The organism is Candidatus Competibacter denitrificans Run_A_D11 (genome assembly GCF_001051235.1).
Classification (GTDB): domain Bacteria; phylum Pseudomonadota; class Gammaproteobacteria; order Competibacterales; family Competibacteraceae; genus Competibacter_A; species Competibacter_A denitrificans.
Genome location: NZ_CBTJ020000114.1, coordinates 32,838 through 53,379 on the forward strand (window position 1 = coordinate 32,838; position 20,542 = coordinate 53,379).

Genomic DNA, 20,542 nt, shown 5'->3' on the forward strand with positions numbered 1-20,542 from the left:
ATGAGACAGCCCCATGCCGGTTGAATTTTTGACTGAAGTCCAGAAAGCGCGCTACGGCCGCTTTTCTGGTGAGCCCTCGCCAGAGGAGTTGGCGCGCTACTTCCACTTTGACGATGCCGACCGGCTTCTGATCGGTAAACGGCGCAGCGCTTACAACCGTCTCGGATTTGCGCTCCAACTGGGAACGGTTCGATATCTTGGGACTTTCCTGCCGAATCCGATCAACGTCCCGCCAGGTGTTATCGCCTATGTGAGTCGGCAACTCGAAATCCCTAACGCCTCGTCATTGCCCAAGTATATGGAGCGGGAAGCCACTCGATTGGAGCACACCGCCGAAATCCGTTCCCGGTACGCCTATCAGGACTTCAATGATCCCCGGTGGCGATTTCGCTTAAACCGGTGGCTCTATACCCGCACTTGGCTCAGTCATGAACGACCCAGTCACCTTTTCGACCTTGCCATGCACTGGCTCATCCATCGGAAGGTACTGCTGCCCGGTCTTTCCACATTGATGAGGCTGATCGCGCAAGTGCGCGATCGAGCGGCGCTCAGGGCCTGGCGGCGGCTGGCTCGTCTGCCGAGTGAGGACCAACGGCGGCAGCTTGAGGCTTTGTTGCAAGTACCTGAAGGCCAGCGTCGAAGCCGTTTTGATCAGTTGCGCCAAGGCCCGACGCGGATCAGTAGTCCATCGATGATGGCTGCATTAGAACGCTACGCAGAGCTACGCGATCTGGGCATCCGTGAGCTGGACTTCTCGCGCATTCCACGGGTGTGGTTAAAATCGCTCGCCCGCTATGCGGCAATGGGTTGGGCGGCAAATATTGCGCGTATGCCTCAAGACCGGCGGACCGCGACCTTGGTGGCATTTGCTGATGCCTATACAGCGGAAACCCTGGATGACGCGCTCGACCTGCTCGATCTGCTGATCACGGATATCGCCACCCGCGCCAAATCCCTGGGACAACAAAAGCGGATACGGTCGCTTCGCGATCTTGACCGGGCTGCCCTCGCTCTTGCCGAAGTCTGCTCGATGCTGCTCGACGAGGCGCATGCGGATCATGAGGTAAGAACGGCTATTTTTACCCGCATTCCCGTGGAGCAGATTTCCCGGGCGATGGCCACGACCTATGATTTGGCGCGACCTCCGGAAGAAGATTATCAGGAGGAAATGTTGACACGGTATCAAACGGTACGCCGCTTCCTGCCGCGGGTTCTGGAGACGATTTCCTTCAAAGCTGCGCCGGCCGGTAAACCGCTACTCACGGCTCTAGACTATTTAAAAGGTCTGCAAGGCCGTCGCAAACCCGCGCTTGATGACGCACCGGTCAATATCATTGATGCCGGCTGGCAACGCTTGGTCATTAATAAAGAGGGACAGGTCAGTCCACCCGCTTACACGCTTTGTGTTTTGGAACGGCTCCAGGATCGGCTGCGCCGACGTGACATCTATGTGGAGGCCAGCGAGCGTTGGGGCGATCCCCGTGCCAAACTCCTGCAAGGCGCAGAGTGGCAAGCCAAACGGACGAACATCTGCCGCACACTGGGCCATTCCCCCTCGGCAGATGAAGTCGTAAAGGGACTCAGCGCGGAGCTTGACGCGACCTATCGCCGCGTATCTGCTCGGTTCTCCACGAATGGAGCTATCCGGATTGAACAGAAAGACGGCAAATCGACGCTGACCATTACCCATCTCGACAAACTGGAAGAACCGGCCAGTCTCATTCAATTACGGGAGCAGACCGCCGCCCTGTTGCCTCGCGTCGACCTCGCTGAACTGCTGTTGGAAATCCAAGCCAGAACGGGCTTTGCGGATGAATTCACCCACGCAAGCGAAGCAGAAGCACGTACCGCTGCCCTCTCAACCACCCTCTGTGCCGTTCTTCTCAGTGAGGCTTGTAATATTGGCCTACGGGCCGTTGAACACCGCGATCATCCTGCCCTGGTACGCGGACGATTGAACTGGGCGCAGCAGAATTACATTCGGGCTGAAACCCTAACCCGCGCCAATGCCCGCTTGGTTAGCTACCAAGATACGCTATCATTGGCACAACAATGGGGCGGCGGTGACGTCGCCTCCGCGGACGGTCTGCGGTTCGTCACCCCCGTGCGCACCCTCAATGCGGGCCCCAACCGCAAATACTTTGGCGCCGATCGGGGCATCACCTACTACAATTTCACCTCCGATCAATATACCGGTTTTCATGGCATTGTCGTGCCCGGAACCCTACGGGATTCTATTTACATCCTGGAAGGGTTGCTTGAGCAGAAAACCAGTCTCAATCCCACGGAAATCATGGCCGATACGGCGGGCGCCAGTGACATGGTATTCGGATTGTTCTGGCTGTTGGGTTACCAATTCTCACCCCGCTTGGCCGATGTGGGTGAGGCCCGTTTCTGGCGTATTGACCTGTCGGCAGACTACGGTACCCTCAACGATATCGCCCGTCATCGTGCCCGACTCGACCGTATCAGGCAGCATTGGGATGATATGCTGCGCATCGCCGGTTCCTTAAAACTCGGCACGGTGCAGGCCTCCGAACTGGTGCGATCCCTGCTGAAAAGTGAGCGCCCATCCAGTCTGGCACAAGCCATTATCGATCTGGGTCGTATCAACAAAACCATCTATTTGCTCAACTACATCGATGATGAAGATTACCGGCGTCGTATCCTGACTCAGCTTAACCGTGGTGAGGGCCGGCATAAGGTCACCCGAACGATCTGCCACGGTAAACGGGGAGAAATCCGCAAGGCGTATCGCGAAGGTCAAGAAGATCAACTCAGTGCCCTGGGACTCGTTACGAACGCCGTCGTACTCTGGAATACGATTTACTTGCAGGCGGCACTGGAGCATCTGCAGTCGGAGGGAATGGAAATCAATCCAGAGGATAGCGCCCGACTATCGCCTCTCCAACATAAACACATCAATGTGCTCGGGCGTTATTCCTTCGCCTTGGCCGATCCAGTCGCCAGTGGAAGACTAAGACCGCTTAACATCAACGGATGGGATGACATTGCTTAGCGTAGGTTTTCGTTCCAATGATTGTCACACCCCTTGATTGATTTTCAGGGTCACATCGAGCTTGCCGGGAACGGCCATGGCGATCACTTCCTTCAAAAGGGCTTGTTCGGCGTTCTCATCGCGCCGGGGCGCGGGTGGCGAATGGCGGGGCCTCGGTGGCGCGGTCGCGTCAGCGGCGGCGTCAGCGTCAGCGGGCGGTTTCGGAACGCGGGGCGTTTGAGCGAACGTCTGCTGCTCGGGCGTGACCTCGCCAGCCGGTTGCCCGGCCAGATCGTAGCGCGGGCCACCTCGCTTCAGCGCCTTCCGGTAGGCCGGTGCGCCGGTGTAGACCTTCAGCGCCCGGCGAATCCGGGTCCGGGTCAGATCGGCCAAGGCGGGATGCACCCCGGCCAGCGCCATCAGTTCCTCGCCCAGGCCGATTTTCAAGGGCTTGGGAGCCGACCGGCTGAAACAGGCCGGGAACGCGGCGCACAGCCGGTCGAGGATGGAATTCACGTCGTAAGCCATGCCTCAACCTCATCTCCTTGACAGGGTGAATAGTGCTTCATCGTAGTTTATGGTGGATTCATGATTTGTCATTTAGTCTTACCGCCTGAGATGCGGACATTGTGCCCCCCTGCCTCACCACCTATCAGTTTTTAAGATCGCCGAGATCACTGGTCAGAAGAGTAACGTAACCAGTTGATTTATCCTTGTAGGAAACCTCTATAGAGATGCTCTAGAATCATCGTTTCGGCAAAACTGATAGGTGGTGAGCCTCCCCTGCTTAGCCCAATAGGGGAACAAGAATGTCCGGCTATCATCGCGAAAGACAATAGCCGCAGAAAGCGCCGGCCCCGGTAAGCGGAGCACGGCGCTTGGAGGCGGTGATGTGGCTACCAAACCATTCAGGAGGGTCAATAGGCGCTTTCCCGGGCGACTGTCAGTCAGGGTCAGTAGAGCGCAAGGGTACATTGTTGTGCGACGTGAGGTCACTCTTCATAATGGAGTGGCGGCCATCACCATCACGGCACGACGGGCGACATCCCAATACAAACAGAGTCCCTGGCGGGCCAGGGCCGTTGACAAATCCGCTAACCGCATGGCGGGAGATACCGGAAAGCCGAAGTTGTTCATCGCGTTACTCCAATCCAGGTTAGATCGCTCGGGCCGCAGGGCCGGGGAGTCGGTGGGGTCGGGTCGATTCTTCCCACACCTCATGGGCCGCCACCCGGGCGGTTTTCTCAATCTGCATCGCCTCCAAAGCCAAACGCGCCGCCATACACCGGACGAAGGCCGGGTGGTGGCTCTCCGACCGGAGGGAGGGCCAAGTCCCCGATCGGGCGACGAGGTCTCCTGCCCACGAGTCGTCATTCATCTTGGGTGATTCCTTAAGAAAGTGAACGCCCTCTGGATAAAGCAATAGACAGGCCAGGTGAGAAAAGATCAAAAAAATAGCGTCGTCCTACGGTCTTTCCGAAGCGCAGAAAGTGAGAGACCGGATACGAAGGGGAATCGCTACGTCCTGGCGTGCTTTAAGAGGGGACAACCGGACGCCTCGGGAGGGGCAGACGGTGATGGAGGGGGTCGCCGCTTTTAGCCCAGTAGGCCAATTTGACGGCCCGACAGGATTCAAGGGGCCAGAATGACCGGTGGGGTAGGCGTTGCGGCTCGGCGAATACTTGAACCACCGAATCCTTGGAGGCGCTCCTTGTCCCTGATCTTAGGCCATCGCGGACTGTCCACGACGCATCTGGAGAACAGTCTCGACGCTTTCCGGGCGGCCCTCGCCGCGGGCATGGACGGCTTCGAACTGGACGTCCAGCCCACCCGAGACGGGGTCTGCCTGGTTCTCCACGACGAGACCCTCGAGCGCACCTCCGGAATTTCTGAACGCCGCTGACGTTCTGCCAGCGGCCCTTGAAAGGGAACCGGACTCACCGGCGTCTTATACCATCATCTAACTTCACACGCTCCCTAACGGTCATTTCAATGGGTCTTGACACCCCCGACGATGAAAGTAGGGTAAGCACAGGAGGGGGTGAGGGCATAGCACACCGAGGGTTCGGTGGCAAACAGCGGGGTCAGCGGGTCGGCGAGCATCTTCCAGCCATGCGGTTTCGTTCATTCACGGGTCTCCTGCCGGCAACGATCTACTGGCGGTATCGGATTCGGCGAGTTGACCGGCAGGCTCGCCCTGGCGATACAACCGATTCATCCAGTACGCCTGACTCGCCATTTCCTCCCGCAGTTCGGTGGGTTCGAGCACCTCCACCTTGGAGCCAAACGACAGCAGCCACCAGCGCAGTTGCGCGGTGTCGTTGACCGTGGCGGTCAACCGGAAGTGGTCGTCGCCCTCATCCTCCACGACCTGATCGGCGGCCAGGCGCGTTTCCAGCAAATGCAGCCCAGCCCGTTTCCAGAACCGGACGACCAGCCGCAACGGTTCATTGCTGCCGCCCATGCCCTGACTGCGTTCCACCTCCCGATCCACATCGAAGCCGACCGGCTGGCGCGCTTTCGGGTCCAGCACCGTGACCGACCGCATCCGATGCACGGCTAATTGCCGCACGTCGGTGTACTCGTCGAGGGTGCAGAGCAGATAGAACGCCGGCCCGCGTTGCAGGTACGCGAGGGGATGGAGAATCCAATTCACCGGCTCGTCCCGCCAGAGCTGCTGGTACTCGACCGCGCATTGCCGGTTCTCGAACAGCGCCTCCAGGATCGCCGCCCGAATCTTTTCCTGCTGATGTTCCCAGTCTGGGCAGCCGGTCGCCGTGGTCAGCGCGGGCGGCGGTTCCGGTGGCAACAGCGGCTGGGCCGGCGGCACGACCCGCACCTTGGTTTCCCAGTTCTTGACCGACGCCCAGCCCGGCATCCGATCCAGTTCGTCCTGAGCCGCGTCGAAATACGGCCGCAGGGCGCGATAGGAACTCCGGGGCAGCAGCGGCTCCAGAAACCGCTCCAGCAGCCGGAACGCCAGCACCTCCTGATCGGACAGCCGGGGCAGGGTCATGAACTTCCGGCCCTTGGGCCAGCGCCAGTGCAACGGCTTGGCGTCGGGATTCACCACGTCCAGATAACCGGCCTCCCCCAGCAGCGCCAGAACGCGCTGCACCGAACGCTCGTCCATTTCCTCAGCGGTACCCTGCAACCGTTTGAAAATCATCTGCGTGGTGAGCGGTTCACTGCCCTTGAACATCGCCAGAATGCGCAGGCGGCGGTTGAAGGTGGTGATGGCGTCTTCTTTCATGAGCGGTTCCTGGGTGGAGGAAAAACGGGCGTCCGCGCCGAACGCCCGAGCGCTGACCACGAACGCTAACGGTTCCCGGTTCCGCCCGCAGCGTAAGGCTGGAAGCGCCGGCTGTCGAAATGGTAAACGAGAAAATCGCCGTCCCGGTGCAGGATGCCCAGCAGCAGATCGAGCGGTTCCCGATAGTACGTCATCCCCGACTCGGTTTCGTGGTCGAGGATCGGGGCGGACAGCCGCTCGACCACGATGGCCGGCTGACCGTAAGCGGGGAACCGGCGGTTTTTCAGCCCCGGCTTCCAGATCGCCAGCATTCCCGGCCGCAATGCCCGCTCCCGGCCATTGGCCAGCCGCTCGTACAGGATGCGCAGATGTTCGGTCGCATCCTCGGCCGGTTCGGCGAGCAAATCATCGTCGCCATCGTCGAGGTTGAGGTTATCCAGCAGGGCTTTTACTTTGGGGTCCAGCGTTGATTTGCGGGGCATGGCGATGTCCTTCGGGTGGGGAGGTCGGGTGCGGGTGGCGTTCGGCGGTCGCCCGCTATCGGATACAAGAATACTCTGGCTTTGCGACCAGTTGCGTCGGATACCATCGTCGCTTGTGTCGCTGAAAGTCAGCCGACGCATCCTGTCGGACGCTGGCTGTATTCTTAACCCCATTCAACTCGGATCAATCCCGAAACACAATCTGAAGGTTGAACCATGTCATAAGGAACCCACTCATGCCTCAGTCTTTTTCCATGCGCCTTTTCGACCACTGGTTGGAGCAAAATCGCGCTCGCTTTCGCCATCCGCCGACCGCCATCGTGCGCCGCAAGCGGTCGCGGACGTTTCGCTTCGCCGGCGTGACCCCATCGATTTGGGGCCATGTTTGCGACTGGGGCAGCATCGTGGTCGGGGTGGACTATCGAGGGGAAACCTGGGATTTGATCGCCGATCTCGACATCGTCCCGATGCGGCTTGCGACCGGGGGCTACGTCTGCCAACTGTGCGCGGCCGACGCTCAAAAGGTCTATCCAACCCGAGCATCGCTTTGGATCGAACATGGCTTCGAATCCTTGCTGGACTGGAGCAACGCGCATTTTCGGCCTGACTTGAACGTGATGCTTTTCCAAACCAACAATGGAGGCGCCACATGGGTCGAATTGCGGCGGTGCGCGGATGATATGGCGGTCGCCGCCGAGCGCGGACTCGTGGCGGACTATCCGCTTGTTGGATGACCTGGAACTGCCGGGCGATGCAATACTTTATCGTATCATTTCAAATACCTATCAATTTGCCGCTCGGCGCGGGATCGAAAAGGTTCGACGTCGAGCGAAACCCAAGCTGGTGATGGAGGATTCGGAGTGATGTTGACGCTCGCCTACACCATGCACCGGGGCAAACTGTGTCGCCAGCAGCAGGATTGCATCCTGATCGACGGCACGATTCACCAAGACCCGGTGTTGCCGATCACCGCCGTGTCCCTGGCGGGGGACGAGGTGGTGCTGGCGGTGGCCGACGGGGTGGCAGCCAGCGGCGGCGACCGCCGGATCGCCCCACAACAAGCCAGCCGGATCGTACTGGAAGAACTGCTCAAGGCCGTCCGGGAGCACCCGGAGTGGTTGCAGGACGGATTCGTCGCCAACCGGCATGTGCGCCGCGCGCAGGCTCGACTGGCCGAACGCCTGGGCAGTCACCGCAAGACCTACGGCGCGGCTTCGACCTTGGCCGTGGCGCACGTTCGGGGCCAGAATTCGGCTATACTCAACGTCGGTGACTCGCGGGTGTATCAGGTGAATCGGGAAGGACGATGGTGCCGGTTGTCCAAGGATCACACGGTCTTGCAGGGGATGATCGACCGGGGTCATGCGTCGCCGGATGCGGAATACGCCAGCGTTTATGGGATGCTGGAGCATGTGTTGTGCGCTGATTCCGAGGAAAGCGATTTCGCCATTCATCGGGTTCAGGCGACGCTGAAACCGGGCGATAGGCTGGTGCTGTGCAGCGATGGCGTCCATGACGAGATCAGCGAAGAAATGCTCTGGGAGTTGTTCGATCCGCTGCTGGACGTAGCGGCGCAGGCCAAGACCTGGCGGGATGCGGTTTGGCGGCATGGGGCAAGGGATAATCTGTCGCTGGTGGTGGCGATGATTGAATCATAAAATGCCAACGATATTGAGAATCGGACCCTATCGCTTTTTCTTCTACGCGGGTGATCGTGATGAGCCGAGGCTTGGAATGCGTACTTCCACGATTGAAATCCAAATCCCTCATGCTGAAAGCGTAACAGTAACGGAGGATACCTTGAGTGTTGATCTCAGCGATGGGCGAACTCTGGAAGTCCCGCTGGCCTGGTTTCCCCGGTTATTACATGCATCTCAGGAAGAGCGTAATCACTGGAGATTGATTGGCAAGGGTCAAGGCATTCATTGGGAAGAGATTGATGAAGACATCAGTGTTGAAGGTTGGTTGGCGGGTAAACCATCGGGCGAGAGTCAGAAATCCTTCAAGCGGTGGTTAAAAAAAGGCCAGTTAGTTTAACGTAGCATTCAAAAATTCCGGATAAATTTTATGCACCTCCAACCCCTGATTTGGCTAACTCCTCAGCAATACCTGTTTCAGGAAAGGCAAGCTGAAACCAAAAGTGAGTATTTCGATGGCGAGATTTTCGCCATGGCTGGCGCCAGCCGCGAGCATAATCAAATTTCGGCGAATCTGGTCAGGGTATTGGGAAATCAATTGCTGGACAAACCATGCAGCGTCTATTCAAGCGATATGAAGGTCAGGATAGAGAAAATCAGAAAATATACTTATCCTGATCTTGTGATCGCTTGCCAAGGGGAACGCTTCGAAGACGAACACCGGGATGTCCTGCTGAATCCCGTGGTCATTATTGAAATTCTGTCCAATTCTACGGAAGCCTACGACCGGGGCCGCAAGTTCCTTCACTATCAGCTTCTCGATTCACTGATCGTCTATCTGCTCGTCTCCCAGGATACACCCCGGATTGAGATGTTTACCCGGCGTGAAGATGGAACGTGGCTTTATGCGGAATTTCATGGGCTGGATGCGATAGTCAAGATCGAATCCATTGAGTGTAGCCTGCGTCTTGGTGATATTTACCACAAAGTCAATTTGCCGGATTCAATCGGCTGAGGAGGATATATGGCAACGCTACAAGAAAGAGATTTATTTCCAATCGGTCGGGTATAAACCTTCGCCTTTAGGCGGAAATGTCTTTAGCACGCCCCCTTTCAAGGGGCCAGCTTGAGCGGAGATCACGAATGGACCGAGAGCGTTATCGGCGTGGAGCGCATACGGTTACGGAATTGAAGTATCACTTTGTCTGGAAGACCAAGTACAGCTACCCGGTGTTACGAGGGGACATCGGCTTGCGGTTGCGGCAGATTCTGCGGGAAGTTTGTATCGAACAGGAGATGACGATAGTCGAAGGGAATATTCGACCGAATCATGTGCATCTACTGGTTAGTGCACCGACCCATTTGTCGCCGGCGAAGATGGCGCAATACCTGAAGGGGCGTAGTTCGTACCGGTTGCAACGGGAATTTCGTGAGTTACAAAGACGATATTGGGGTCAGCATCTATGGGGGAGAGGCTATTTTTGTGCGACGGTAGGAGCGGTGACAGAGGAACAAGTGAAGCGTTATATCGAAGAACAAGAAGATGATTCGGGTACCTTCCAAATTTGGGATGAATCGTGTCCGTCGGCGGAGGGGGAATAAGCTTTAGACGGATTCATCCGGTAAGTACCGGACTTTAGTCTGAATGGGCGTTCACGCCCCGATCAACCTACCGGCTTTAGCCGGTTAGTCATTGAGTTGCCACACAATTACTTCTATTAGTTGGAAGAAATTGCATGCGGCTTCCTCCTAACAAGAAAATTACTGGATTCCTATCAATGAGCGGGCATGATTGCAATAATGAGATAATGGTTATAGGTCGAGCTGTCAATGGATGGGACGATGGTATTTACCCTAATGAACTTCGTAACCAAGCTTTTGCAATAAATTATGCACAAAAAATTTTTGATGGGTCAATTGAAGATCCCAAATATCCTGGTAGATGCCCTATGTTATGGATAACGAGGCTCTGGGGTGTGCATACTGGCTATAATACTGCAAGATCAGCATTCTGGCGAGTAATTCGAGAGGTGGTTGATGGATTAGAAATCGCAAATATCCATAAGCCGTATTGGCCTTCTCATATTGTATGGTCGAATCTTTATAAGATAGCACCAGCCAATGGTGGCAACCCGGGAGGTGCGCTATGTAACATACAGCTTCAGGGTTGTGTTGAATTACTAAAGATCGAAATTGCAACTTATCGTCCAAGGCGTATACTATTTTTGACTGGTATGAATTGGGCAGAACCATTCATTAATGCTATTCACGGAAATATACACTCCTCAATAAACCGATTTACCCAAGTCGAGACACATGGAAAGGCAGTTACTGCTGGACACCAGTATACATTTGTTGTGGCATCCCATCCTCAGGGCAAACCAGAAGTTACGTGGGTTAATGAAGTATTGCAAGTTTTTCGCGCCGCTTAAATGCTTGCTTATTATGGATTTGTGGGTACGGTTGAACAAAATTGACTCGCTGAGATTGGAACCATCAGTGGCGTAGGATGTGGTGAGGCACAAACCGCATCGTTCGCGATTGATGCGGTTCCTTCGTTACCGCATCCTACAGTATCAGGACTTTCGCTCGGAAGGGTCTTAACCACCATATGTAGTAGCTAACTTGGCAAACATACCACTATGCGTAGGGTGTAAGCGAAAGTCCTGAGTATTCATGACGAACCGTAACGGGCGTGCTGTCCGGCGGTGAATTCTCTACTCCTTCTTCACCCGTACCATATCAACCCAACCGACGCATCCTGTCGGATGTCTGCCGTATGCTACGCTCCGTTCATTGACCTGATCGGAGCGCCTCATGACTCTACCCCGTTTTTTGCACGCCAACCCCGTCACCGCTCTCACCACGCTGGACGACGACGACACCATTGCCTATCGCGCCTTGCTGGGCCGCTGGCTGATCGACCTGGCCCTGCTGTTGGGCTGGGTGCGCACCGGACACCGCCGTCACCCCTTTCATCACCATCGCTGCTGGGACAACGACGAATTCATGGCCCTGACCGGCCTGGCCGAAGGCGATGACGTCGAGCCGGACGAGAGAGAAGAAGAGGACGAGGACCAGCGCGGGCGCTTTCAGTCAGACGAGCGCTTGCCCCAACGGCTCCAGCAACGACGCGCGGAACTGGCACAAATCACTCTCAGCCCGGACCTGCCACTGGTGCGCAATCTGAATCTGCTCGCCGCGCTGCTCGGGCTGAGCGAAGCCGAACTGGCCGTGCTCTGTTTCGCCGTGTTTCTGCGAGGGGATCGCACCTTCCAGCGCGCCATCGCCCAAAACTCGCAGAGCACGAGCACGCCGTTTCTCCACAAGCTGTTGGCGCGCTTGACCGGTCTCCTCCAGGACGACATCCGGGCGGCCCTGAGTTCTACCAGCACGCTCATCACCACAGGGCTGGTCGAAATCGCCGCGCACAGCGTCGATCTGGAGGACAAGCTCGACGTGTGGAAGAGTTTGTCGAACATCCTGTTCACGCCGCATGCCGACGCCGAGGCGCTGATGGCCTGCTTCCTCAAGCGTTCGCCCCGGCGCACCCTGACGCTGGCGAATTTTCCGCACCTGCAACGGGATACGGCGGCGGCGGTCGGGCTGTTGCGGGCGGCGCTCGATAACAAGATTCCCGGCGCCAACCTGCTGCTGTACGGTCCACCCGGGGTGGGCAAGACCGAATACGCCGCCGTGCTGGCCGCAGCGGTGGGCGCGGACCTGTACGAGGTGGATTACGCCGATGAGGACGGCGATCCGATCCGGGGCGAGCGGCGGCTGCGCGCTTTCACCCTCGGCCAGCGGCTGTTGGCGCGACATGACAATGCCCTGCTGCTGTTCGACGAAGTGGAGGACGTGTTCGAGCATGACCCCTTCGCCGACTTGTTCGGTGGGAGAAGGGGACGAGCCGCCGGCGGCAAAGCCTGGATCAACCGCACCCTGGAGAACAACCCCGTGCCGGCCCTGTGGCTGACCAACGACGCCGACTCGATGAACCGGGCCTACCTGCGGCGCTTCGATTACGCCATCCGGTTCACCGTGCCACCCCAGTCGGTGCGCATCGAGATTGCCCGCCACCACTTGGGCGACTGGGCGGGCGAGGACGACTGGCTGGCGCGCATCGCCGCCCACGAGCATCTGACCCCGGCGCAACTGGAGCGAGCGGCCAAGCTGGCCCGCCACGCCGGCAACGGCGATCTGGAGGCGAACCGGGCGCTGGTGCAGCAGGCGCTCGACCGCTCGGCGACCCTGCTCCGGCAGAAGCGCGCGCCGGCTCGCAACGTCGTGCCGACCGGCTATGACCTGCGCTTTCTTAACGTTGATCAGGATATTCCCAGGCTGATCGCGGCGCTGCAACGCCGTCCACACGGCGTGTTCTGCTTCCATGGCCCCGCCGGCACCGGCAAATCAGAACTGGCCCGCCATATTGCGGACCAGTTGGAGAAGCCATTGCTGGTGAAACGCGCCTCCGACCTGCTGGACATGTACGTCGGCCAGACCGAGCAGCGCATCGCCGCCATGTTCGACGACGCCCGCCAGCGCGACGCGGTGCTGGTGCTGGACGAGGCCGATTCCTTCCTCCGCGACCGGCGCGGCGCCCGCCACTCCTGGGAAGTGACCCAGGTCAACGAACTGCTGACCCAGATGGAGGCGTTCGACGGGATTTTCATCGCCACCACCAATCTCATGGAGAGCCTGGACGCCGCCAGCCTGCGCCGCTTCCCGTGGAAGATTCGCTTCGACTGGCTCAAGCCCGGCCAGCGCTGGGGCCTGTTCGCCCAGGAATTCGTGCGGCTGGGCGGCGACCTGGCCGAGGCGCTGGCCTGGAAAGAACCCGTGCTGCGGCTCGACCGCCTCGCGCCGGGCGATGTCGCCGCCGTGGTCCGGCAGTACGAACTGTGGGATGAAACCCCTAGCGCCGGCGAGTTTTATCGCCGCCTGGCTACGGAGGTGGCGGCGAAGGCGGCCATCGGCGAAGCAGGGACGGCAAACCGGCGGTCCACTGTGTCCTAACCAGAAACCCAACGTCAGGCTCCCCCCTAATCTACCAATTCGGTAAACCGGAGAAATGCGATGAAAAACGACGACACCCACATTACCGTGATTCTGGATCGTACCGGGTCGATGGAAGCCATCCGCGACGACACCATCGGTGGGTTCAATGCGTTTTTGCGGCAGCAGAAAGCCGAGCCGGGGTTCGCGACGCTGACCCTCGTGCAGTTCGATTCTCAAGACCCCTACGAGGTCGTACATCCATTCAAAGCGTTGGCAGCGGTTCCGGAACTGACCCGCAAGACCTTCGTCCCCCGCGCCAGCACCCCACTATTGGACGCCATGGGCCGAGGCATCAACGATCTGGAAAAGCGCCTGGCCGATCTGCGGGAAGAAGCCAGGCCCGCGCGGGTGGTCATGGTCATCATCACGGACGGCCAAGAGAACGCCAGCCGTGAGTTCCGTAAGGAACAGATTCAGAAAATGATCCAGGAGAAGCAGGAGAAATCCGACTGGCAGTTCGTCTTCTTGAGCGCCGACCTGGCGGCCATCGATGACGCGCTGGCCAGCGGCGTTCACGCGCGTTCCGCGATGGCTTTCGACAAGAGTTCCTTCGGTATCGCCGCGGTTTGGGGAGCGGCATCCGCCAGAATCGCTGACTACCGCGCCGCACGGACCAGTGATGTTTCTTTCACGGAGGAAGACCGGGCGCAGCAGGACCGCGAGAAGCAGAGAAAGTGAAGCGTCGGGAAACCCGGTGCCGCGCCCGATTGATCGTTCGCTGCGTTCCATCGGTCATGGGGCGACCCGGAATCGGGGGCCGGGTCGCCTGAGTGGATGCGGATCCCCTTTAGCAAGAGGGCTGGACCGAGCCGAGACGACGCATCCCGTCGGGTGTGGCCTTTATTTTAAGGTCGTCACCAGAAACCCAACGGGAAGGTCCGCTTATGATCCATCGATTCGGCCATTCGGTTTCGCCCGCGCTGCGGGGCTTGCTGGGCGCGGAAGTTCTGTTGTTATTCGGGTCGTTCGCCCTCGGCCCGACCCTGTGGCGGGCATGGAGCGAAGGCAGCACCGGCCCCGAACTGGCCGTGATCCTGCCGAACGCGCTGGCCGGCACGCTGGTCCTGAGCGCGATCCTGATCGCCTTGGGGTTGTACGAGCGCCGGTTCTGGCGTGGCCCCGCCGATATGCTGCTGCGCGTGGGCATCAGTTTTCTGTTCGGGCTGTTCGCGCTGAGCCTCGTCGGTTGGCTGGCGCCCTTGAACCTCGGTCATGGGGCCTTGTATCTGGCGCTCGGTCTTGCCGGCGCGGGCGTGCTGCTGGCGCGGTGCGGGTTCTTGCGTGCGGCCGGCCGGACGGGATTCCAGCGCCGGGTGCTGGTGGTGGGGGTCGGCGCACAGGCGGCGCGGCTGGAGCGATTGCACCTGGCCGAACCCCTGGGTTGCCGGATTCTCGGCTACGTGCAGGTTCACGAGGACGAAGCCGCCGGCGTGCCACTCGGGCGGCGGCTCCAAGTCACCCACCGGCTGGTCGATCTGGCGCGGGCGCTGTGCGTGGATGAGATCGTGGTGGCGTTGGACGACCAGCGGCGGGGCTTCCCGCTCGACGAATTGTTGGAGTGCAGGCTGGCGGGGATCGCGATTCTCCCGATCCTGGCCTTCGTCGAGCGGGAGACGGGCCAGCTCGCGCTGGACGCGCTGCGGCCGAGCCACGTCCTGTTCGTCGACGGGTTTCCGGCGCTGTCGGATCGGCAACGGTTGAAGCGGGGCTTCGATCTCGCCGTCAGTTTGATTCTGCTGGCGCTGACCTGGCCGGTGATGCTGCTGGCCGCCCTGGCCATCGGACTGGAGTCCGGGTTCCGGGAGCCGATTCTGTACCGGCAGACTCGGGTGGGCCAGCACGACCGGCCGTTCACGATCCTCAAGTTCCGCACCATGCGGGTGGACGCTGGAGGCGGGCTTGCTAAGCCTAACGATCCCCGCGTCACGCGGGTCGGCCGGTTCCTGCGGGAAACCCGCATCGACGAACTGCCCCAGTGGGTGAACGTGCTGCGCGGCGAGATGAGTCTGGTCGGGCCGCGCCCGGAGCAGCCGCACTATGTGGCCGACTTGCGGGCGACGATTCCCTTCTACGGGCTGCGGCACCTGGGCCCACCCGGCCTCACCGGCTGGGCGCAGATCTGCTATCCCTACGCCGATTCCGAACAGAGTTCGCGGGAGAAGCTGCAATACGACCTGTACTACCTGAAGAACGCCAGCGTCGGGTTTGATCTGCTGATCCTGCTGCAAACGGTCCACACCCTCCTGTGGGGCAGCGGGACACGGTAGGGCGGGACGCGGGCCGCTCCTATCCAAGCCTCGACGAGCGGCCCGTCTCCGGTGCGATGATGGGGCGGGTCGCGAAATCCCGAACCGTTGCAGAGAGAGGATAAACGATGAAGGTTACCGTTCTTTCCCGGCCCGAGGCCGAGCGTTACACCCAAAAATCCCCGTGGGTGCATCTGTCCATCGCCGATCCCTTTTCGGGCGTTCGGCGTCCTCGACGGGCCTGTCCCCGCAAAGTGGACGCCCTGTATTTGCAATTCCTGGACGCGACGCCGGAGGAAATCGAGAACGATCCGGAACGCGGAGAGGTCGCGCCGTTCCTGTTCAACACGGATCAGGCCGAGCGGATCGTGGCTTTTTTGGACCAGCACAGAAACGCAGCGGTGGACGTGGTGGTGAACTGTGAAATGGGTATTTCGCGGTCGTCGGCGGTCGCCAATTTCGTTTTGGAGTACCTCAGCTTGGGGCAGGCGCCCTTCGCGCCGCCGCACTATTATCCGAATCCTTACGTGTTGGAAGTACTCCGGGAGGCGGGTTTTCGGCGTCGTTCAGCCAAGCCGGTTGCTTGACGGGGTTCGGCGGGCGCTTCGACGAGGGCGAGGCGACCGGGTGATTGATGGGTCTCGCTGGAGCGTTTTGGAATCAGGACTTTCGTCTGGAAGGCTTCCAACCGCCGTATAGGGTAGACACGGCCCGCCCTGAGTAGTGACTGTGGCTCAGCCCGCGATAGGGAAAAGTCAGCGCCCCTTCGCGAGCCAACCCCATGTCTGTAACAGCCGCCCCAAGGACTGGCCGGTATCCCCAAGTGCGGTTCCCGATAGCGGTTTTCAAAGTATCCTTCCAGCGCACGACGGTCGACATCCGCGACCCTGATTCCCGCAACCGAGAAATCGGTCTGGCCTGCTGAAGCAATCGCTGCATTTCCTCCCGAGCGGCTACATGCCGCTTGCCCGCGCCAATCTTGACCTCAAATCTGATGACGGGGCAACGGGACGACGCATCCCGTCGGATACCGGCATTATCCTGCACCTGTCATCCAAGGTGAAATTCTCTCCCATGAACGAGAACCCATTTCTATCAGAACAAGCCGCCTTGATCGGCTTGGGCCAACAGGGTTGCGAGCACGTCCGGATGCTGTTGCACTCCATTCCGGCCCGGGAGGCGAACCCGTCCGCTTTCCTGATCGGCTCCCATTTTTCCGATCCCCCGACCGGTCCCGCGTCCGAGCGGCTTTGGCCGGGGACTTCGGAAAGCGTGCCCGATTTTCGGCGCTGCGAGTGGGTCGGCGTGGTCGGCGTCGGCGCCGAACACGGGGGGACAGCCGAGCGGGGCCGGATCGGTCGCCGAGGCATAGACGCCAAGGGCGTTGAGGCCAAACCGATCCGGCGCTCCGGTCGAGTCGAGAGCGCCGGATGGCCCGCCAGACTTTTTCGTCGACCCAACTCTCGGGCGGGCACGGCGTCACGAATGGAAGAATGGGAGTCGTTCGGGTGATAGCGAGCAATGGCTCTGCCTTTTGGACCAACGGATCGAAGTGAAATACCCCTGACTGGAGAAAGATGAAATGCCCATGCTGATCAATTACATCGACAAAATCGCCCGCGATAAGCAGCGGGGCGTTGTGTACATCGAATTTTGCAAACAACCCGATTTTAACCGTCGCGATATCGATGAGTATCACGAGAATCTTTTTATCGATTACGAAAACTTGGAGATTCGTAAAACGCTGCTGCAATGGTTTGCCGACAACCATATTGCCGTCCATCCCTGTGGACCATTTGCCAGGGCAGGAAGGATTGAGCGCTATCGGGGGCAACTGTATATCGACGTGCCCTTTGATAAAAATGATCCCATTTACCAAAAAGTAGAGAATCTCCTGGAAAACGAGGATGGCACCATGAAATTCCCGCAAGTGTTGTTTTTCTATTTGCCTTTGGAAGCGGCCATGGAAAACGCTCATCACGATGAACCCGGTTATGAGGATAATCTGGATCTATAGCATCGACAACAATGGGTAGGTGTAAGGATTCCTTGGTAAATGAGTAACAAGAGGGCTTTATCATTTTTGTGATGGGTCCGACATCACCCTTCCGGCGCGGTGTATCCCTGTCATTTTTCCTCCTGTAAATTTTCCTGTGATGGGAACGGTGGGGTGGACCAGTAAAACGAACATCACTTAGCAGGATCAATGGGTTGGATGAAGTCGATGCCCTAGCCCCATGCTGCCAACCCTCGCCATCACAAGAAAATTTACAGGACCCTATCGTTGAGTAGGATCATTGCCGCGATCACCGCGCCGGTCGCTGAGCGCCGCGATGCCGAGGCCGCGGCGCTGCGTCGGGAAGTGGAAACCGCCCTGGTCGTCGGCGCAGCGTTGCCTGATGGCATCCCCGGCGCATTGTGGCTGCGGACTCATCGCTTCATTCGGGGCGGCTGGCATTTTCACCGCTGTATTGACCCGGTCTGCGGCCAGCTCTACCCGATGGGGGAGGAACACTGCGCCTGTGGTAAACCCACGGCCCCGCTCTATCTTTGTCGCAGTTGCGGCGCAGACGCGCTCCGCTTCCAGGGCGATCCCGATACCCCGACCACCCAACCGCTTGAACCCCATACCGGCCGCGACGATGCGAATGAATGGCTGCTGTATCGCCATGAAAGCTCGCTCATCGATGAAGAAGCCGATGATTCGCCTTTAGACGACGGGGATGAACCGGCTGCATCGCCTGCCGCGAAAATCAAAACAAAGCGTAAAACCGCCCAGCGCCAGGATCAGCTTCGCCATCGCCCGGTACTCACCGGCTCTTTTGATCCCGCCACTCAACAATTCTCGACCGCACCCCGTCGGTACGCCGTACCCTGCATTCTGGCTCCGGCACGCACACGCTGCATGATCTGTGGCGCAACGGCGGGTTCACGCAGCGTCCTCAGTCCGGTAGCGCTCGGGACTTCCGCCGCTGTCCGGGTGCTGGCTGAGGGTTTGGTTGAAGGTCTGGCCGAACAGCACCAGAACCAGGATCGCGCCGACCCCAAGGAACGCTTGCTGATCTTCGCCGATAGTCGCCAGGACGCCGCCCATCAAGCCCGCTTCATTACCTATGCCGGGCGCTATGACCGGATGCGCCGCCGCTTGATGCTGGCGCTGAACCGCGCTGGGGGCGCCCTGAATCTCAGTGAGGCGGTGCAAAAACTCATGGCGCTGGGGGTTGAGTATCGCGACAACCGGTATATTGACACGAACGACACCCTCGAATACCTGCTGGAATCGGTCAGAAAGAAGGCCCAAGTCTGGGAGGAAGCGCCCCTGCTGCATGATCTCGCTATCACCGCGGGCTACCGCGCCACGGTCTTCAGTCTCGGCCTGGTGGGCGTGCGCTACGAAAATCTGGAGCGCTATATCCACGAGCAGGGCGGCGGATTGGCGCAGCAGTTCGGCATTACGCCCCGGCATTACGCCCGCACAGCTCCTGCATATCAGTCGCTGTCTGCTGGACGACGCGCGCCGCAACGGAGCCTTGTCGCGGCCCCTGCTGCAATACCACATCAGTAACCCGAATGGTCCCGAAGAATTCCGCGACGCGGATTGGGAGCGGAAAATCAAAAACGCGCAAGGATACGCCTGCGATGCTCAGGTTCAGCCGGTCGGGTTCATCGACGCCAGCGCTATCCCTTCGGGCATCAAGCGCTACAACGTCTGGCGGCGACCGGGGGCTGGCGGCCGAGGACCCCGTACCGAGCGCATTTTCAAGCATCTGCTGATGCGCATGAATGGAGCAGAACCCCAGGAAGTCTTATTGTTGACCCTGTTGCGATTCCTGACGCAGGGGCCGCGCCTGCTGATCCTCGTCAAACTGTATGGCTGGCGTCAGGACGCCACCCTGTTGTAAATCAACGCAGAGGCGGTGCATCTGGTTGCGCTCCAAGGCGACGAGCGCTTTCGTTGCAGTGTGTGCAATGTACGGATGCCCTGGGTAGCTGAGAGTGCGCCCTGTCCCGCCTGTTATGGCCTGTTCCAGCCGTAGCCGGACGCGGAAGTCCAGCGCAATCGCTATGTGCGGCGGATTCTCAAACCGAATTTGTTACCACTGGTGGCGTGTGAACATACCGCGCAAATCATCAGCCAACAGCGAATCGATTTTGAAACCGCCTTCAAGGCCCCGACGCAACAATCGCCGGTGAATGTTCTGGCCTGTTCGCCCACCCTGGAAATGGGCATCGACGTCGGGGGCCTGGATGCTGTGATCATGCGCAACATCCCGCCGCGTCCCGACAACTACGCGCAACGCGGCGGACGCGCTGGACGGGGTTCCCGGGTCGGCGTGGTGCTGGGTTATGCCCGCAGCACCCTACACGACGGTTATTTCTACGATAAACCCGCCGAGATGATTGCCGGTGAAGTCCCCGCGCCGGGGATTGGACTGGGGAACCGTAAGGTGATTCTCAGCCACTTGCATGCAATTGCCTTTGGGCTGGCGGATCCGGGGTTGGCCGGACGCATGGCCGAATACATCGAGTTTCAGGGCCAGCAGAAGACCGCTGCGATTGACGCTTTGATCCACAACGTGATGACGCAAGCCGACCGGGCCGCGGCATTGGCTTGGGAGGCGTGGGGACCGACCCTCCTTCAGCCGGCCGGCTTTCCCGACCAGGCCGCGTTACGGGCGGCGCTCAATCCGTTACCCGACCGGATCCGCGACCTGTTCCAGCGCGTCAGCCGCCAGATTAGCGAACTGGAAACCACTATCGCGACCTGGACCGCCCTCGGCAAGGGTGACCGGCACGCCGTCAGCGCCATGAACCTGAAACCGACATTCCGCACCCCCTAAGTAAGATTTTGATATTTGATGATTAAA

22 protein-coding genes are annotated in these 20,542 nt (G+C 59.3%); 17 read left to right on the plus strand and 5 right to left on the minus strand.

Features of this window, described 5'->3' with window-relative positions; all coding sequences use genetic code 11:
• Positions 1-13 precede the first annotated feature (13 nt).
• Positions 14-3,019 (plus strand): Tn3 family transposase, encoded by a 3,006-nt coding sequence (locus tag BN873_RS18130; RefSeq protein WP_048677018.1) that lies wholly within the window; start codon positions 14-16, stop codon positions 3,017-3,019.
• 24 nt (positions 3,020-3,043) lie between these two features.
• Here the strand turns inward: BN873_RS18130 and BN873_RS18135 are convergent, their stop codons facing one another.
• The 3 genes from BN873_RS18135 to BN873_RS20235 form a co-directional block, all read right to left on the minus strand.
• Complete coding sequence (locus tag BN873_RS18135; RefSeq protein ID WP_048677020.1) at positions 3,044-3,526, minus strand: ProQ/FINO family protein; 483 nt, start codon at positions 3,524-3,526, stop codon at positions 3,044-3,046.
• A gap of 471 nt (positions 3,527-3,997) precedes the next feature.
• The gene (locus BN873_RS20615; protein ID WP_171820524.1) at positions 3,998-4,135 is read right to left on the minus strand and encodes a hypothetical protein; all 138 of its coding nucleotides are present in this window, start codon (positions 4,133-4,135) and stop codon (positions 3,998-4,000) included.
• A 19-nt stretch (positions 4,136-4,154) separates the two neighbouring features.
• Complete coding sequence (locus BN873_RS20235; RefSeq protein ID WP_139031781.1) at positions 4,155-4,376, minus strand: hypothetical protein; 222 nt, start codon at positions 4,374-4,376, stop codon at positions 4,155-4,157.
• 333 nt (positions 4,377-4,709) lie between these two features.
• Between BN873_RS20235 and BN873_RS18140 the strand changes: the two genes are divergently transcribed.
• The gene (locus BN873_RS18140; protein ID WP_048677022.1) at positions 4,710-4,901 is read left to right on the plus strand and encodes a glycerophosphodiester phosphodiesterase; all 192 of its coding nucleotides are present in this window, start codon (positions 4,710-4,712) and stop codon (positions 4,899-4,901) included.
• Positions 4,902-5,126: 225 nt separating this feature from the next.
• Here the strand turns inward: BN873_RS18140 and BN873_RS18145 are convergent, their stop codons facing one another.
• Together BN873_RS18145 and BN873_RS18150 are read right to left on the minus strand one after the other, a co-directional pair.
• Entirely contained in the window at positions 5,127-6,251 is a 1,125-nt protein-coding gene (locus BN873_RS18145) for a helix-turn-helix transcriptional regulator (protein ID WP_139031782.1), read from the minus strand.
• Positions 6,252-6,316: 65 nt separating this feature from the next.
• Positions 6,317-6,733, minus strand: coding sequence for a hypothetical protein (locus BN873_RS18150; RefSeq protein ID WP_048677026.1), 417 nt, complete (start codon positions 6,731-6,733; stop codon positions 6,317-6,319).
• A gap of 236 nt (positions 6,734-6,969) precedes the next feature.
• Between BN873_RS18150 and BN873_RS18155 the strand changes: the two genes are divergently transcribed.
• The 15 genes from BN873_RS18155 to BN873_RS18985 all read left to right on the plus strand — a co-directional run bounded on the left by BN873_RS18155 (position 6,970) and on the right by BN873_RS18985 (position 20,515).
• A complete protein-coding gene (locus BN873_RS18155; protein WP_048677028.1) occupies positions 6,970-7,467 on the plus strand; it encodes a hypothetical protein in 498 nt (165 codons plus the stop codon).
• A gap of 129 nt (positions 7,468-7,596) precedes the next feature.
• On the plus strand, positions 7,597-8,391 hold the full coding sequence (locus BN873_RS18160) for a PP2C family protein-serine/threonine phosphatase (RefSeq protein ID WP_048677030.1): 795 nt from the start codon (positions 7,597-7,599) through the stop codon (positions 8,389-8,391).
• Positions 8,392-8,467: 76 nt separating this feature from the next.
• Positions 8,468-8,770: a DUF2442 domain-containing protein gene (locus BN873_RS18165; protein ID WP_048677032.1), complete on the plus strand. Its 303-nt coding sequence runs from the start codon at positions 8,468-8,470 to the stop codon at positions 8,768-8,770.
• Between the two features lie 30 nt (positions 8,771-8,800).
• The gene (locus BN873_RS18170) at positions 8,801-9,385 is read left to right on the plus strand and encodes a Uma2 family endonuclease (protein ID WP_048677034.1); all 585 of its coding nucleotides are present in this window, start codon (positions 8,801-8,803) and stop codon (positions 9,383-9,385) included.
• A gap of 128 nt (positions 9,386-9,513) precedes the next feature.
• Positions 9,514-9,972, plus strand: a complete 459-nt coding sequence (tnpA, locus tag BN873_RS18175; protein WP_048677037.1) for an IS200/IS605 family transposase — start codon at positions 9,514-9,516, stop codon at positions 9,970-9,972.
• Between the two features lie 134 nt (positions 9,973-10,106).
• Positions 10,107-10,802, plus strand: a complete 696-nt coding sequence (locus BN873_RS20240) for a hypothetical protein (protein ID WP_139031783.1) — start codon at positions 10,107-10,109, stop codon at positions 10,800-10,802.
• Positions 10,803-11,187: 385 nt separating this feature from the next.
• Positions 11,188-13,386 (plus strand): AAA family ATPase, encoded by a 2,199-nt coding sequence (locus BN873_RS18185; RefSeq protein ID WP_048677041.1) that lies wholly within the window; start codon positions 11,188-11,190, stop codon positions 13,384-13,386.
• 60 nt (positions 13,387-13,446) lie between these two features.
• Complete coding sequence (locus BN873_RS18190; RefSeq protein WP_048677043.1) at positions 13,447-14,106, plus strand: vWA domain-containing protein; 660 nt, start codon at positions 13,447-13,449, stop codon at positions 14,104-14,106.
• A 206-nt stretch (positions 14,107-14,312) separates the two neighbouring features.
• Positions 14,313-15,695 (plus strand): TIGR03013 family XrtA/PEP-CTERM system glycosyltransferase, encoded by a 1,383-nt coding sequence (locus BN873_RS18195; RefSeq protein WP_048677045.1) that lies wholly within the window; start codon positions 14,313-14,315, stop codon positions 15,693-15,695.
• A gap of 107 nt (positions 15,696-15,802) precedes the next feature.
• Complete coding sequence (locus BN873_RS18200) at positions 15,803-16,261, plus strand: protein-tyrosine phosphatase family protein (RefSeq protein ID WP_048677048.1); 459 nt, start codon at positions 15,803-15,805, stop codon at positions 16,259-16,261.
• Positions 16,262-16,631: 370 nt separating this feature from the next.
• Entirely contained in the window at positions 16,632-17,186 is a 555-nt protein-coding gene (locus BN873_RS18205) for a hypothetical protein (RefSeq protein ID WP_139031784.1), read from the plus strand.
• A gap of 70 nt (positions 17,187-17,256) precedes the next feature.
• Positions 17,257-17,691: a hypothetical protein gene (locus BN873_RS18210; RefSeq protein WP_048677054.1), complete on the plus strand. Its 435-nt coding sequence runs from the start codon at positions 17,257-17,259 to the stop codon at positions 17,689-17,691.
• 267 nt (positions 17,692-17,958) lie between these two features.
• Positions 17,959-19,239, plus strand: a complete 1,281-nt coding sequence (locus BN873_RS18975) for a hypothetical protein (RefSeq protein ID WP_053085456.1) — start codon at positions 17,959-17,961, stop codon at positions 19,237-19,239.
• Positions 19,205-19,576, plus strand: coding sequence for a hypothetical protein (locus BN873_RS18980; protein WP_053085457.1), 372 nt, complete (start codon positions 19,205-19,207; stop codon positions 19,574-19,576). The genes BN873_RS18975 and BN873_RS18980 overlap by 35 nt, the downstream gene beginning before the upstream one ends.
• 165 nt (positions 19,577-19,741) lie before the next feature.
• A complete protein-coding gene (locus tag BN873_RS18985; RefSeq protein WP_053085458.1) occupies positions 19,742-20,515 on the plus strand; it encodes a helicase-related protein in 774 nt (257 codons plus the stop codon).
• The last annotated feature ends 27 nt before the right edge of the window (positions 20,516-20,542 follow it).

Bases quoted from the DNA above. Each gene is read 5' to 3' on its own strand.
- BN873_RS18150 (WP_048677026.1), bottom strand. From the start codon at position 6,733: ATGCCCCGCAAATCAACGCTGGACCCCAAAGTAAAAGCCCTGCTGGAT.
- BN873_RS18185 (WP_048677041.1), top strand. From the start codon at position 11,188: ATGACTCTACCCCGTTTTTTGCACGCCAACCCCGTCACCGCTCTCACC.
- BN873_RS18205 (WP_139031784.1), top strand. From the start codon at position 16,632: ATGCCGCTTGCCCGCGCCAATCTTGACCTCAAATCTGATGACGGGGCA.
- BN873_RS18165 (WP_048677032.1), top strand. From the start codon at position 8,468: ATGCGTACTTCCACGATTGAAATCCAAATCCCTCATGCTGAAAGCGTA.
- BN873_RS20240 (WP_139031783.1), top strand. From the start codon at position 10,107: ATGCGGCTTCCTCCTAACAAGAAAATTACTGGATTCCTATCAATGAGC.
- BN873_RS20235 (WP_139031781.1), bottom strand. From the start codon at position 4,376: ATGAATGACGACTCGTGGGCAGGAGACCTCGTCGCCCGATCGGGGACT.
- BN873_RS18170 (WP_048677034.1), top strand. From the start codon at position 8,801: ATGCACCTCCAACCCCTGATTTGGCTAACTCCTCAGCAATACCTGTTT.
- BN873_RS18135 (WP_048677020.1), bottom strand. From the start codon at position 3,526: ATGGCTTACGACGTGAATTCCATCCTCGACCGGCTGTGCGCCGCGTTC.
- tnpA (WP_048677037.1), top strand. From the start codon at position 9,514: ATGGACCGAGAGCGTTATCGGCGTGGAGCGCATACGGTTACGGAATTG.
- BN873_RS18190 (WP_048677043.1), top strand. From the start codon at position 13,447: ATGAAAAACGACGACACCCACATTACCGTGATTCTGGATCGTACCGGG.
- BN873_RS18195 (WP_048677045.1), top strand. From the start codon at position 14,313: ATGATCCATCGATTCGGCCATTCGGTTTCGCCCGCGCTGCGGGGCTTG.
- BN873_RS18145 (WP_139031782.1), bottom strand. From the start codon at position 6,251: ATGAAAGAAGACGCCATCACCACCTTCAACCGCCGCCTGCGCATTCTG.
- BN873_RS20615 (WP_171820524.1), bottom strand. From the start codon at position 4,135: ATGAACAACTTCGGCTTTCCGGTATCTCCCGCCATGCGGTTAGCGGAT.
- BN873_RS18160 (WP_048677030.1), top strand. From the start codon at position 7,597: ATGTTGACGCTCGCCTACACCATGCACCGGGGCAAACTGTGTCGCCAG.
- BN873_RS18155 (WP_048677028.1), top strand. From the start codon at position 6,970: ATGCCTCAGTCTTTTTCCATGCGCCTTTTCGACCACTGGTTGGAGCAA.
- BN873_RS18130 (WP_048677018.1), top strand. From the start codon at position 14: ATGCCGGTTGAATTTTTGACTGAAGTCCAGAAAGCGCGCTACGGCCGC.
- BN873_RS18210 (WP_048677054.1), top strand. From the start codon at position 17,257: ATGCCCATGCTGATCAATTACATCGACAAAATCGCCCGCGATAAGCAG.
- BN873_RS18200 (WP_048677048.1), top strand. From the start codon at position 15,803: ATGAAGGTTACCGTTCTTTCCCGGCCCGAGGCCGAGCGTTACACCCAA.